This is a genomic window from Streptomyces sp. NPDC005899, assembly GCF_040629645.1.
Taxonomy (GTDB): Bacteria; Actinomycetota; Actinomycetes; order Streptomycetales; family Streptomycetaceae; genus Streptomyces.
This window is the reverse complement of the sequence record NZ_JBEXWB010000155.1, coordinates 1-14342: the sequence shown is the minus strand read 5'-3', so window position 1 is coordinate 14342 and position 14342 is coordinate 1. Positions and strand designations below refer to the sequence as shown.

11 protein-coding genes are annotated in these 14342 nt (G+C 70.1%); 10 read left to right on the top strand and 1 reads right to left on the bottom strand.

What is annotated here, in order from left to right; all coding sequences use genetic code 11:
- Nucleotides 1-12: 12 nt before the first annotated feature.
- Complete coding sequence (locus tag ABZ371_RS18470) at nt 13-1044, bottom strand: hypothetical protein (protein ID WP_358680467.1); 1032 nt, start codon at nt 1042-1044, stop codon at nt 13-15.
- 137 nt (nt 1045-1181) lie between these two features.
- Between ABZ371_RS18470 and ABZ371_RS18465 the strand changes: the two genes are divergently transcribed.
- From ABZ371_RS18465 to ABZ371_RS18420, 10 genes are all read left to right on the top strand, one after another.
- Entirely contained in the window at nt 1182-3803 is a 2622-nt protein-coding gene (locus ABZ371_RS18465; RefSeq protein ID WP_358680464.1) for a valine--tRNA ligase, read from the top strand.
- 210 nt (nt 3804-4013) lie between these two features.
- Nucleotides 4014-5537, top strand: a complete 1524-nt coding sequence (locus ABZ371_RS18460; protein WP_358680461.1) for a folylpolyglutamate synthase/dihydrofolate synthase family protein — start codon at nt 4014-4016, stop codon at nt 5535-5537.
- Nucleotides 5538-5540: 3 nt separating this feature from the next.
- Nucleotides 5541-5903, top strand: coding sequence for a DUF4233 domain-containing protein (locus tag ABZ371_RS18455; RefSeq protein WP_358680458.1), 363 nt, complete (start codon nt 5541-5543; stop codon nt 5901-5903).
- Between the two features lie 94 nt (nt 5904-5997).
- The gene (ndk, locus tag ABZ371_RS18450; RefSeq protein ID WP_358680455.1) at nt 5998-6411 is read left to right on the top strand and encodes a nucleoside-diphosphate kinase; all 414 of its coding nucleotides are present in this window, start codon (nt 5998-6000) and stop codon (nt 6409-6411) included.
- Between the two features lie 291 nt (nt 6412-6702).
- Nucleotides 6703-7722: a rod shape-determining protein gene (locus ABZ371_RS18445; RefSeq protein WP_069172785.1), complete on the top strand. Its 1020-nt coding sequence runs from the start codon at nt 6703-6705 to the stop codon at nt 7720-7722.
- Between the two features lie 127 nt (nt 7723-7849).
- Nucleotides 7850-8896 (top strand): rod shape-determining protein MreC, encoded by a 1047-nt coding sequence (mreC, locus tag ABZ371_RS18440; protein ID WP_358680451.1) that lies wholly within the window; start codon nt 7850-7852, stop codon nt 8894-8896.
- A gap of 11 nt (nt 8897-8907) precedes the next feature.
- On the top strand, nt 8908-9570 hold the full coding sequence (gene mreD, locus ABZ371_RS18435) for a rod shape-determining protein MreD (protein ID WP_358680448.1): 663 nt from the start codon (nt 8908-8910) through the stop codon (nt 9568-9570).
- 180 nt (nt 9571-9750) lie between these two features.
- Nucleotides 9751-11928 (top strand): penicillin-binding protein 2, encoded by a 2178-nt coding sequence (gene mrdA, locus ABZ371_RS18430; RefSeq protein ID WP_358680445.1) that lies wholly within the window; start codon nt 9751-9753, stop codon nt 11926-11928.
- Nucleotides 11928-13118 carry a rod shape-determining protein RodA gene (gene rodA / locus ABZ371_RS18425; protein WP_358680443.1) on the top strand — a complete coding sequence of 397 codons (1191 nt, stop codon included), beginning with the start codon at nt 11928-11930 and terminating at the stop codon, nt 13116-13118. Before mrdA ends, rodA begins: the two co-directional genes overlap by 1 nt.
- 52 nt (nt 13119-13170) lie before the next feature.
- Nucleotides 13171-14342: CYTH and CHAD domain-containing protein (locus ABZ371_RS18420; protein WP_358680440.1), on the top strand; the 1172-nt coding region annotated here is incomplete at its 3' end.

Here is a 14342-nt window from a genome sequence, read left to right as displayed (position 1 = left end):
GTCGGTGCGGGATCAGACCTTGGTGCGGGAGGTGTTGTAGAGCTTGGCGGCCAGAACGGCCACTTCGTCCTGCGACATCGGCTTGTTCGTCATGGCGCCACCGATGTCGAACCCGATCACCGCCGCGACGGTGCTGTAGTCGGCCCAGACACAGACGGGCATGGTCATCTCCTTCGGGCCGTTCTCCGGCTTCCCGTCGGCCTCGGCGTTGACGATCTTCATGTCCTGGCACTTCATCAGCGCGCCCTCGAAGCCGGCCGGGGTCACGTTCTTGGGGCTGCCGACGAGGGTGCCCTTCGCGTCCTCGTCCTTCATCGTCTCCTTCTCGGCGTTCTTGAAGAAGCCGTCGATGACCTTCGCGGGGTCGTCGATCTCGCCCCAGGCCCCGTAGAGCATGAGCATCTTGGCGGTGAGGGGGTTCTCCTTGCTGCCGCTCATGTACTGGGCGCCCGCCTGGCTGGGGTTCTTGACGCCCATCGCCTCCGACTCGGCCTTCTCCTTGCCCGTGAGCGGACCGGACGGGGCCTTGTTGGAGGTGTCCTGCTTGTAGGCGTCCACCGAGGCGGCCGGCGTCAGCTTGTAGCCCTTGGTGGAGTCGGCCACGTCGCTGTTGCTCGAGCCCCCGCCCGAGGTGAAGAAGTAGACGCCGCCCGCCACCACGGCCAGCGCCACCACGGCGGCGCCGATGATCAGGCCCGTCTTCTTCTTCGGGGCACCCGGCTCCGGCGGCATGCCCGGGTACGCCTGCTGGCCGCCGTACGGCGGGGTGGGCGGCTGCTGACCGTACGGACCCGGCTGCTGGCCCTGCGGCGGGTAGCCGTAACCCGGCTGCGGGGGCTGCTGCTGCGGCGGGACGCCCTGGGGGGCCTGCTGCGGGTAGCCGTAGCCCGGCTGGCCCTGCGGCTGGCCCTGCGGCTGGCCCTGCGGAGGGGGGCCGCCGTACGGGCCCGGCTGCTGGCCGTACGGGCCCGGCTGCTGGCCGTACGGTCCGGGCTGGCCCTGCGGCGGCTGCCCGCCGTACGGGCCCGGCTGGTTGTAGCTCATTGCGCTGTCCCCTCCAGAATGCTTATGCGTTCCGGACATCCTGACGGAAGCCGCGCTGACATGGGGCACCGGGCCGCACACCGTTACTGAACAAACCGGTTTCAGTGCATGACTGTGACGCCCCTAAACTGTGTGCCGTGACCGAGAACGCAGCGCAGCAGCCAGCCAGCACCCCCGAACTGCCGACCCAGTACGCGCCGGCCGAGGTGGAGGGGAAGCTGTACGAGCGCTGGGTAGAACGCGGTTACTTCGAAGCCGACGAGCACAGCGACAAGCCGCCGTACTCCATCGTCATCCCGCCGCCCAACGTCACCGGCTCCCTCCATCTGGGGCACGCCTTCGAGCACACCCTGATCGACGCCCTCGTGCGCCGCAAGCGCATGCAGGGCTTCGAGGCCCTGTACCAGCCCGGTATGGACCACGCGGGCATCGCGACCCAGAACGTCGTCGAACGCGAACTCGCCAAGGAGGGCAAGTCCCGCCACGACCTGGGCCGGGAGGCCTTCGTCGAGCGCGTCTGGCAGTGGAAGAACGAGTCCGGCGGTCAGATCTCCGGCCAGATGCGCCGCCTCGGCGAGGGTGTCGCCTGGTCCCGTGAGCGCTTCACGATGGACGAGGGCCTGTCCAAGGCCGTCCAGACCATCTTCAAGCGGATGTACGACGACGAGCTGATCTACCGCGCCGAGCGCATCATCAACTGGTGTCCGCGCTGCCTCACGGCGATCTCGGACATCGAGGTCGAGTACCAGGAGGACGACGGCGAGCTCGTCTCCATGACGTACGGCGAGGGCGACGAGACGATCGTCGTCGCCACCACCCGCGCCGAGACGATGCTCGGTGACACCGCGGTCGCCGTCCACCCCGACGACGAGCGCTACGAGCACCTGGTCGGCAAGCAGATCAAGCTGCCGCTGACCGACCGTACGATCCCGGTCGTCGCCGACCAGCACGTCGACCCGGAGTTCGGCACCGGCGCCGTCAAGGTGACGCCCGCGCACGACCCCAACGACTTCGAGATCGGCAAGCGCCACGACCTGCCGAACATCGCGGTCATGGACGAGCGTGCCGTCATCACGGTCCCCGGCCCCTTCGAGGGCCTGGACCGCCTGGAAGCCCGCTCCGCCATCGTCGCCGCCCTGCGCGCCGAGGGCCGGATCGTCGCCGAGAAGCGGCCGTACACCCACTCCGTGGGCCACTGCTCGCGCTGCAAGACCACCATCGAGCCCCGCCTGTCCCTCCAGTGGTGGGTCAAGGTCGGCCCCCTGGCCAAGGCCGCGGGCGACGCCGTCCGCGACGGCAAGGTCAAGATCCACCCCCAGGAGATGGAGAAGCGCTACTTCGACTGGGTCGACAACCTCCACGACTGGTGCATCTCGCGCCAGCTCTGGTGGGGCCACCGCATCCCCGTCTGGTACGGCCCGAACGGCGAGGTCGTCTGCGTCGGCCCGGACGACGAGGCGCCCACCGGTGAGGGCTGGACGCAGGACAGCGACGTCCTGGACACCTGGTTCTCCTCCGGCCTGTGGCCGTTCTCCACGCTCGGCTGGCCCGAACAGACCGACAGCCTCGCGAAGTTCTACCCGAACTCGGTCCTGGTCACCGGCTACGACATCCTCTTCTTCTGGGTCGCCCGGATGATGATGTTCGGCCTGTACGTCAACGACGGCGTCCCGCCGTTCGGCACCATCGTCCTGCACGGCATGGTCCGCGACGAGCACGGCAAGAAGATGTCGAAGTCCTTCGGCAACGTGGTCAACCCGCTGGACTGGATGGACAAGTACGGCTCCGACGCGCTGCGCTTCACCCTCGCGCGCGGCGCCAACCCGGGCACGGACGTCCCGATCGGTGAGGACTGGGTCCAGGGTTCGGCGAAGTTCTCCAACAAGATCTGGAACGCCACCCGCTTCGCCCTGATGAACGGGGCCACGATCGAGGGCGAACTGCCCTGTGCCGACGAGATGTCGGTGACCGACCGCTGGATCCTGTCGCGCCTGGGCAGGACGGTCGCGGACGTCGACGCGTACTACGACGACTACCAGTTCGCCAGGATCAGCGAGTCGCTACGGCACTTCGCCTGGGACGAGGTCTTCGACTGGTACGTCGAGCTGTCCAAGACCACGTTCTTCGCGGGCGGCCGCCCGGCCGAGGTCTCGGGCCGGGTCCTCGGCGAGGTCCTCGACGTGATGCTGCGCCTGCTGCACCCGATCGTGCCGTTCGTCACCGAGGCGCTGTGGACCGCCCTCACGGGCCGCGAGTCCGTCGTCATCGCCCCGTGGCCGGCCGACTCCGGCTTCCGCGACGAAGCCGCCGAGAAGGAGATCGAGCTCGTCCAGCAGGTCGTCACGGAGGTCCGCCGCTTCCGCAACGACCAGGGCCTGCAGCCCGGCCAGAAGGTTCCGGCCGAGCTCACCCTGAGCGGTACGGCGCTCGCCCCGCACGAGGCGGCGATCCGCCAGCTGCTGCGCCTGCAGCCCGCCGAGGAGGGGTTCCACGCCACCGCCTCGCTGCCGGTCGCCGGTGCCACCGTCGCGCTCGACCTCTCCGGCACGATCGACGTGGCGGCGGAGCGCAAGCGCCTGGAGAAGGACCTCGGCGCGGCCGAGAAGGAGAAGGCCCAGGCCACCGGCAAGCTCGGCAACGAGGCCTTCCTCGCCAAGGCGCCGGACAACGTGGTCGACAAGATCCGCGGCCGGCTCTCCAAGGCCGAGGCGGACATCGAACGGATCTCCGCCCAGCTGGCGAACCTGCCGCAGGGCTGATGAGCTGATCACGGAGCCCCCGCACCCCCGACCGACCGGGAGCGCGGGGGCTTCGCCGTACGCGCCTGAGGCCAGGTGCGGGACCGGTCGGCCTTTTCGGCCGCGCCCGCGCCGGACGGGTGTCGCACGCATGACCTGGCCGCCGCCCGGCCAGGGGGCGTCGCGCCGGGCGCTGCACGCGATGTCCGCGGCCATCCGTAGACTGGCCCTGTGAGTGAGCCCCGCCCTTCAGACCGGCACGACGCGTCAGATCCCGACGACACCTTCGAGGAGATCGTCGACGAGGCGACCCAGCGCGACCCCGACCTGGCGGTGATCGAGGCCGGGAGCCGCACACTGCGTACCCAGTCCGGCCCGGCCCGGGCCGAGGCCGTGCCCGACCGACCCGCCGACCCGGAGACGGACAGGGCACTGCGCGTCGTGGAGCAGGAGCTCGCCGGCCGCTGGGGCGAGACGAAGCTCGAGCCGTCCGTGACCCGCATCGCCGCCCTGATGGACGTCCTGGGGGAGCCGCAGCGCGCCTACCCCTCGATCCACATCACCGGGACGAACGGCAAGACGAGCACCGCCCGCATGATCGAGGCCCTGCTGAACGCCTTCGAGCTGCGCACCGGGCGGTACACCTCCCCGCACGTGCAGTCGATCACCGAGCGGATCAGCCTGGACGGCGCCCCGATCGACGCCGAGCGCTTCATCGAGACGTACGACGACATCAAGCCGTACGTCGAGATGGTCGACGTCCAGCAGCCCTACCGGCTGTCGTTCTTCGAGGTCCTGACGGGCATGGCGTACGCGGCCTTCGCCGACGCGCCGGTCGACGTCGCGGTCGTCGAGGTCGGCATGGGCGGCACCTGGGACGCGACGAACGTCATCGACGGTTCCGTCGCCGTCGTCACGCCCATCTCGCTCGACCACACCGATCGCCTCGGCACCACCCCCGCCGAGATCGCGGCCGAGAAGTCCGGCGTGATCAAGCAGGGCGCGACGGTGATCCTGTCGCAGCAGCCGGTCGACGCCGCACAGGTCATGCTGAAGAAGGCCGTCGAGGTGGACGCCACGGTCGCCCGCGAGGGCATGGAGTTCGGTGTCGTCTCACGGGAGGTCGCCGTCGGCGGCCAGCTGCTGACCCTGCGCGGCCTGGGCGGCGAGTACGACAACATCTTCCTGCCGCTCTACGGAGCGCACCAGGCGCACAACGCCGCCGTGGCGCTGGCCGCGGTGGAGGCGTTCTTCGGCATCGGTGCCGAGCAGGCCCGCAGCCTCGACGTCGAAGCGGTCCGCAAGGCATTCCTCGCGGTGCTCTCCCCGGGGCGTCTGGAGGTCGTCCGATCGAGCCCGACCGTCGTCCTGGACGCCGCCCACAACCCGGCCGGTGCGCGCGCCGCCGCCGAGGGCGTCTCCGAGGCGTTCAGCTTCTCCCGGCTCATCGGAGTCGTCGGAGCCAGTGACGACAAGGACGTCAGGGGGCTGCTCGAAGCCTTCGAGCCGATCTTCGCCGAGGTCGTCGTGACGCAGAACTCCAGCTCGCGCGCGATGGACGCCGACGCGCTCGCCGCGGTGGCGGTGGAGGTCTTCGGCAACGAGCGGGTCCAGGTCGAGCCGCGTCTGGACGACGCGCTCGAGGCCGCCATCACCCTCGCGGAGGAGGAGGCCGAATACGCGGGAGCCGGGGTATTGGTGACCGGTTCCGTCATCACGGTCGGCGAGGCCCGGCTGCTTCTGGGAAGGCACTGACCCATGCGTACGCTCTGCGCCTCGACGCTGATCGGCGAGTTCTTCGTGATCGGCTTCGCCGGCCTGGTGGCCATGAAGCTGGACGGCATGTCCATGGGCACGGTCTGGACGGTGTGCGGCATCGGCATGCTGGTGTCCGTCCTGCTCTGCGGCATGATCACCCGCCCCGGTGGCGTACAGCTCGGCTGGGCGCTGCAGGCCGCCCTGTTCCTCAGCGGCCTCGTCGTCCCGATGATGTTCATCCTCGGGGTGGCCTTCGGCGCCCTGTGGTGGGCCTCGGTGCACTACGGCCGCACGATCGACGAGGCGAAGGCCCGGTGGGCGGCGCAGGCCGAGGCCCAGCAGGCGGCAGAGGCGCGGGGCTGAGGCCGACGGGGAGCAAACCCCGCCGTCGGGGTGATCCCGTATCCCTGTAATCTCAGGGCTCGAACCGCATCCGCAAGCCCGCAAGGAGCCGCACATGACCCAGCGCACCCTCGTCCTTCTCAAGCCCGACGCCGTCCGGCGCGGGCTGATCGGCGAGATCGTCGGCCGCATCGAGCGCAAGGCCAACTGGACGATCACCGCGCTGGAGCTGCGCACGCTGGACCGGGCGACGCTGGAGCAGCACTACGGCGAGCACAAGGGCCGTCCGTTCTACGAGCCGCTGGTCGAGTTCATGGCCTCCGGCCCCGTCGTCGCCCTGGTGGCCGAAGGCGAGCGGGTGATCGAGGGTGTCCGCGCCCTCGCCGGCCCCACCGATCCGATCGCCGCCGCGCCCGGCTCCATCCGGGGTGATTTCGGCACCATCACGCGGGAGAACCTCATCCACGCCTCGGACTCCGAGGAGTCCGCGGAGCGGGAACTGAAGCTTTTCTTCCCGGGGCTTTCCTGACGTCGGCTCCGCCGAACAGCGCTCATGACCTGGGGCGACCGAAGTAATTCGGCCGCCCTTCGGCATAGGGTCGGGTATCGCGGGAACGCATCGTCCCGACGTAACGTCACCATGGGTGGAACGGGCCACCGTTCCACCCGCACAGGCGAAGGACCCTCGCGCTGTGTCCGTGCACGCGGCACTACGATGGAGAAGTCCACGCCCGCAGCGCCAACCTCGCCTACCTGGAACAAGCCATTTCTCGCTTCCTGGAAGGCCCGACGCATCCTCATGGGGAACAAGGGGAACTCAATGTCGTTCATCGGCCGTGACATGGCTATCGACCTCGGGACTGCCAACACGCTGGTGTACGTCAGGGGGCGCGGCATCGTCCTGAACGAGCCGTCCGTCGTGGCCATCAACACCAACACCGGCGGGATCCTCGCGGTCGGCTCCGAGGCCAAGAAGATGATCGGCCGTACGCCGGGCAACATCGTTGCCGTGCGGCCGCTCAAGGACGGCGTCATCGCCGACTTCGAGATCACGGAGCGCATGCTCCGCTACTTCATCCTCAAGATCCACAAGCGCCGCTACCTGGCCCGCCCGCGGGTCGTCGTCTGTGTGCCCTCCGGCATCACAGGGGTCGAGCGACGCGCCGTCATCGAGGCGTCGACGCAGGCGGGCGCGCGCCAGGTGCACATCATCGAGGAGCCCATGGCCGCGGCCATCGGTTCCGGCCTGCCGGTCCACGAGGCCACCGGCAACATGGTCGTCGACATCGGTGGCGGCACCACCGAGGTCGCCGTGATCTCGCTCGGCGGCATCGTCACCGCGCAGTCGATCCGGGTCGCCGGTGACGAGCTGGACAACGCGATCATCCAGCACATCAAGAAGGAGTACTCGCTCCTCCTCGGTGAGCGCACCGCCGAGCAGATCAAGATCACGATCGGCTCGGCCTACGACCTGGACAAGGACGAGCACACCGAGATCCGCGGGCGCGACCTGGTCTCCGGCCTGCCCAAGACCGTCGTCATCTCGGCGGCCGAGGTCCGCAAGGCCATCGAGGAGCCGGTCAACGCGATCGTCGACGCCGTCAAGACGACGCTCGACAAGTGCCCGCCGGAGCTCTCGGGTGACGTGATGGACCGCGGCATCGTCCTGACCGGCGGCGGCGCGCTCCTGCGCGGACTGGACGAGCGGCTGCGCCACGAGACGGGCATGCCGATCCACATCGCCGAGGACCCGCTGGACTCGGTGGCGCTCGGATCCGGCAAGTGCGTCGAGGAGTTCGAGGCGCTCCAGCAGGTCCTGGACGCCCAGCCCCGACGGTAGTACCCGGTGTTCCGCCGTACGGGCACCGCCGTCCGGTACGGCGGGACGCCGGCCCCCGCACATCGACATACAGGCACGTCGACCTACAGGCACGAACATTCCGACGAGGAAGGCACGGCCGCCGCACGTGAGGGACACACGAGAGAGCCGGCTGCTCCTGGTGCTGCTGATCGCCATCGCATTCGCCCTGATCACGGTCGACATCCGCGGTGGTGAGGAATCACCCGTGGACGGGGCCCGGCAGGCCGCCGCGACGGCCTTCGGGCCGGTCGAGAACGGTGTCGCGGCCGCGGTCGACCCGGTGGGCAACGCCATCGGCGCCGTACGGGACTCCGGTGACCGGCACGACCGGATCGCGGTACTGGAGCAGGAGAACGCAGCCCTCAAGACGAGGCTCGGCAGCGACGACCGCACCGGCAGCAAGGTGCGCCAGCTCGACAGCATGCTGAAGACCGCGGGAGCCGGCCAGTACGGCATCAAGGCCGCCGAGGTCATCGCCATAGGAGCGGCCCAGGGCTTCTCCTGGACGATCACCATCGACGCCGGTGCGCACGACGGCCTCAAGCGCGACATGACCGTACTGAACGGGGAGGGCCTCGTCGGCCGGGTGACCACGGTCGGCCCGGACACCGCGACGGTCCTGCTGGCCAACGACCCCGACTTCACCGTCGGGACCCGGATGGAGAAGACCGACGAGCTCGGCTTCGCCACCGGACAGGGGTCGCGGCCGCTGTCCGTGCAGTTCCTCAACGGCAAGGCGAAGGTGAGCAAGGGCGACCGGCTCGTCACCTTCGGGTCGAGCAAGGACAAGCCCTTCGTGCCCGGCGTCCCGGTCGGCGAGGTCGTCCGCGTCGACCCGTCCGGCGGTGACCTCACCCGGACGGTCTACGTGCGTCCGTTCGTGGGCTTCACCAAGCTCGACATCGTCGGCATCGTCGTGCAGGCACCTCGCGAGGACCCGCGCGACATGGTCCTGCCCAAGCAGCCGAAGAAGCCGCAGAAGCCGAAGCCGGCCCCGACCGTCACCGTGACGGCCCAGCCGAACGGAGACCTCGTGGACGCCGACGGCAAGGTGGTCGGCAACATCAACGAGAAGCCCGACACGGAGGCCGGCGGCAGCGCCTCTCCGGATGCCGCCACAGACGCCGGTGACGCGGCGAACGACCAGAGGTAGAGCTGATCCCCATGCCCTTCAACCGGACCCTGCTCTCCGTCGCCCTGGTCGTCGTCGCCCTCGTCGTCCAGGTATCCGTGCTCGCCCGCCTCCAGCTCCCCGGCGCCACCCCCGATCTGCTGCTCCTCGTCGTGCTCGGACTCGCCTTCGTGTACGGGCCCGTGAGCGGCTCGCTCATCGGCTTCGGCGCGGGGCTCCTCGCCGACCTGGCACCCCCGGCCGACCACGCCGCCGGACGCTACGCGCTGGTGCTCTGCGTCATCGGGTACCTCGCCGGAATGGCGCGGCCCGAGAACGGCCGGCTCAAGTCGGCGTTCACCCCGATGGCCTTCGTCGTCGCGGCGGCGATCGGATCGACCCTGCTCTACGCGGGCGTCGGTGCCCTCGTCGGTGACACGGCGGCCCGCCACGTCGGTCTGGGCAGCCTGCTGTTCACCGCCGTGCTCTACGACCTGCTCCTCGCGCCGTTCACCGTTCCGCTGATCATGGCGCTGGCCAGACGCACCGAGAACGATCCGCTCGCCGACAGCGGCTCCGGCGGGGACGTCGCCGCCGGCTGGCTGGCCTCCGGCACCGGGCTGCGGATCGGTAGCCAGCGGAACGGGATGCGCCTGCGGGCAGCACGTGGCCGTGCCGCCCGCGCAGGACGGATCAAGGGAGTCAAGCGACTGTGACGCCGCAGCAGCACCGGCCGACCCACCACCACCGGGGGCACCCCGTGAGGCTGTGTTCCTCCGGGGGCGACCCCCGTACCCCCGGCCGACCCACCACCACCGGGGGCACCCCGTGAGGCTGTGTTCCTCCGGGGGCGACCCCCGTACCCCCGGCCGACCCACCACCACCGGGGGCACCCCGTGAGCAATATCCCGGAGACCGGCCGGACCCCGCGGGTGCGGATCCGGCTCGTCGTCATCCAGGTCCTCGTCTTCTCCCTGCTCCTCACGCTCGGCGGCCGGCTCTGGTACCTCCAGATCCGCAACGGCCAGGAGTACACCGACGAGGCCAAGAACAACCACGTCCAGCAGGTCGTGCAGCCGGCCGTCCGCGGCTCCATCCTGGACGCGCGCGGCGTGCCCCTCGCCGACAACGAGACCCGCCTCGTCGTCTCCGCCAGCCGCACCGAGCTGATGAAGATGAAGGACGACGGCGTCGCCGTCCTCACCCGGCTCGCCGACGTCCTGGGCATGAAGCCCAAGGAGGTCCGGGACAAGGTCCGGCTCTGCGACTCCAAGACCCCGCAGCCCTGCTGGAACGGCTCGCCCTACCAGCCGATCCCGGTGACCGACGAGGCCACCACCCAGCAGGCCCTCACGATCCGCGAGCGTGCCGAGGACTTCCCCGGCATCACCGCCGAGCCCACCGCCGTGCGCCGCTACGCCGCACCCGGCAAGGCCAACACCGCCCAGGTCCTCGGTTACCTCTCACCCGTCACGGACGAGGAGATCACCAAGGCGCAGGACACCGAGTCGCCCTACCTCCGCTCCGACCAGGTCGGCCGCTCCGGGCTGGAACGCACGTACGACAAGGAGCTGCGCGGCAAGGCCGGCGTCACCCGTTACGAGGTCGACAACCTCGGCCGGGTCATCGGCCAGGCGAAGAACGACGAGGCCCAGGCCGGCGCCAGCGTCGTCACCTCCATCGACGCCCGGGTCCAGGCCGTCGCCGAGTACGAGCTGGACAAGGCCATGAAGACGGCCCGCAAGGAGATGGACCGCAACACCAACGAGTTCTACAAGGCCGACTCCGGAGCCGTCGTCGTGATGGAGGCCAAGACCGGCCGCATCGTCTCGATGGCGTCCCTGCCGACGTACGACCCGAACGCCTGGGTCGGCGGCATCTCGGCCAAGGACTACGCGAAGCTCACCGGCAAGAAGTCCAACTTCCCGCTGCTCAACCGCGCCATCCAGGGCACCGCGGCCCCGGGCTCCATCTTCAAGGTGATCTCCTCGACCGCCGCCGTCAACGCCGGCTACGAATTCGACGGCAACTACCCCTGCCCCAGCTCGTACAACGTCGGCGGCCAGACCTTCAAGAACTTCGAGTCCCAGGGATACGGCAGCATCACCATCGGCCGCGCCCTCGAGGTCTCCTGCGACACCGTCTACTACGGGCTGGCGCACAGGGAGTGGCAGAAGGACGGCGGCAACAAGCCGAAGAAGAAGCCGGACGACTGGTTCTACCGGACCGCCCACCAGTTCGGCCTCGGCAAGGAGACCGGTATCGACCTCCCCAACGAGGTCCCCGGACGCGTCCCCGACCGCAAGTGGAAGCAGGACTTCTACGACGCGAACAAGGCCTCCTGGTGCAAGCAGGGCAAGAAGGACGGCACGTACGTCGAGAAGATCGCGTACGAAGGCTGCGTCGAGGGATACAAGATGCGTGCCGGTGACTCCGTCAACTACTCGATCGGCCAGGGCGACACCCTCGTCACGCCCATCCAGATGGCGACGATCTACGCCGCGATCTCCAACGGCGGCACGCTGTACGACCCCACCGTGGGCAAGGCCGTCGTCAGCGGCGACGGCCGGACCGTCCAGGAGATCGAGCCGCAGGCTCACGGCAAGCTTCCCTTCAAGGGAGACACCCGGGACAAAATAGACGAAGCCCTCGCGGGAGTCGCGACCCGGGGCAGCGCCGCCTGGCGGTTCGGCGGATGGCCCCAGGACAAGATCCCGATGCACGCCAAGACGGGAACGGCCGAGGTCTACGGCAAGCAGACGACCTCCTGGTTCGCCACGTACACCAAGGACTACTCGATCGTCATGACGATCTCTCAGGGCGGTACGGGCTCCGGGGCGTCCGGGCCCGCCGTGCGCAACATCTACAACGCGCTCTACGGACTCGACGCCGAGGGCAAGCAGAACCTGAAGAAGGCCCTCCTGCCCAAGCCCCAGAAGGCCCTGCCCAGGATCGGCCCGGACGGCTCCATCGACGCACCCAGGATCAAGCCGTACGTTCCCGAGCCGCCCGCCGACCAGGGCACGCAGGCCCTCGCCGGCGCGCCGGCCGCGGCCACGGGGAGGCGTGACTGATGGCAGGCTTCTCCGTCTCGCGCTACACCCCCGAGCGGTCCTACTGGGACAGGCTCACCGCCCGCGACTCCGTCGTGAGGCGGCTGGACTGGCCGCTGCTCGGCTCGGCGATCACTCTGTCGTTCATCGGCTCGCTGCTGGTCTGGTCGGCGACCCGCGGACGGGACTCGCTGACCCACGGGGATCCGTACTACTTCCTCTTCCGTCACGTCCTCAACACGGGCATCGGCCTGGCGCTGATGATCGGCACCGTCTGGCTCGGGCACCGCACCCTGCGGGGGGCCGTACCGGTCCTGTACGGCATCTCCGTCCTGCTGGTCCTCGCGGTCCTCACCCCGCTCGGCGCCACCGTCAACGGGGCCCACGCGTGGATCATCGTCGGTGGCGGCTTCTCCCTCCAGCCCTCCGAGTTCACCAAGATCACGATCATCCTCGGGATGGCGATGCTGCTCGCCGCCCGCGTGGACGCGGGCGACCAGCTGCACCCCGACCACCGGACGGTCGCCAAGTCGCTCGGCGTGGCGATCATCCCCATGGCGGTCGTCATGCTGATGCCGGACCTCGGCTCCGTCATGGTCATGGCCGTCATCGTGCTCGGCGTCCTGCTCGCCTCCGGCGCCTCCAACCGCTGGGTGTTCGGGCTCCTCGGCGCGGGGACGACGGGCGCCATCGCCGTCTGGCAGCTGGGCCTCCTCGACGAGTACCAGATCGCCCGCTTCGCGGCCTTCGCCAACCCGGCGCTGGACCCCGCCGGTGTCGGCTACAACACCAACCAGGCCCGCATCGCCATCGGTTCCGGCGGGCTCACCGGAACCGGCCTGTTCAACGGCTCCCAGACGACCGGGCAGTTCGTCCCCGAGCAGCAGACCGACTTCGTCTTCACGGTCGCCGGGGAGGAGCTGGGCTTCCTCGGCGCCGGGCTGATCCTCCTCCTGCTCGGCGTCGTCCTGTGGCGCGCCTGCCGCATCGCCCGCGAGACGACCGAGCTGTACGGCACCGTCGTGGCCGCCGGGATCATCGCCTGGTTCGCGTTCCAGTCCTTCGAGAACATCGGGATGACGCTCGGCATCATGCCGGTGGCCGGGCTGCCGCTGCCCTTCGTCTCGTACGGGGGTTCGTCGATGTTCGCCGTGTGGGTGGCCATCGGACTGCTCCAGTCGATCAAGGTGCAACGGCCGATAACGGCCTGATCCGGCGCACACCGCCCTGCATAACCGCCCCCGGCGCGGATAGATTCGATACATGGCGGACGTCAAGCGAGAGATCGAGCGTAAGTACGAAGCCGCGACCGACACCCGGCTGCCCGACCTGAGGAAGGTGGCCGGGGTGTCGGCCGTCGTCCACCGCGGCGTGAGCGAGCTCGACGCCGTCTACTACGACACCCCCGACCTCCGCCTCGCCGCCGACTCCATCACCCTGCGCCGCAGAAGCGGCGGGAGCGACGCCGGCTGGCACCTGAAATTCCCCGTGGCCCCAGGCGTCCGGGACGAGATCCAGGCCCCGCCCGCCGACACCCTGCCGGACAGCCTCGCCTCCCTGCTCCGCTCCCGGGTCCGTGCCGTGGAGCCCGTGCCCGTCGTCCGGCTCCTCACCACCCGCGACGTCCACCACCTCCTCGACGCCGAGGACGGCCTGCTCGCCGAGGTCAGCGTCGACGAGGTCTGCGCCGAGCGGCTGCCGGAGCACGGCGGTCCCACGGCGGCCTGGACCGAGATCGAGGTCGAGCTCGCCGACGGCGGCGACCCCGTGCTCCTGGACGCCGTGGGCAAACGGCTGCGCAAGGCGGGAGTGCGGCCCGCCACCTCCACCTCCAAGCTGGCCAGAGCCCTGGCGGAGACGGCACCGGCCACCGGGGCCCCGGTGAGGACGCGGCAGGCGGCCCCCGGCGGGCGGGAAGAGGCGGCCCCCGTCACCGCGGGGGACCACGTCCTCGCCTACGTCCGCCGCCAGGCGGAGGCCATCGTCACCCTCGACCCCGCGGTGCGGCGCGGGCTGCCCGACTCCCTGCACCGGATGCGGGTCGCGACCCGCCGGCTGCGCAGCGCCTTCCGGACGTACCGCGCCGTCCTCGACAGGGCCGTCACCGACCCCGTCGGCGACGAGCTGAAGTGGCTCGCCACCGAGCTCGGCGCCGGACGCGACCACGAGGTCCTCGACGCACGCCTGCGCACGCGCCTCGGGGGCGTCCCCCGGACCCTGCTGCTCGGACCGGCCGAAGCCCGGCTGCGGTTGTGGTCCACCGCGCACGGCACCGCGTCCCGGGAGCGGGTCCTCGCCGCACTGGACAGCGCGCGCTACCTGGCACTCCTCGACAGCCTCGACGCCGTGCTGGCGGACCCGGGGCTGCGCGAGGCGGGCGTCCGCGGGCGCGGCGGGGTGGGGCCGGGGGGCGGCGGCCGGGGCGGGCGGGGGCG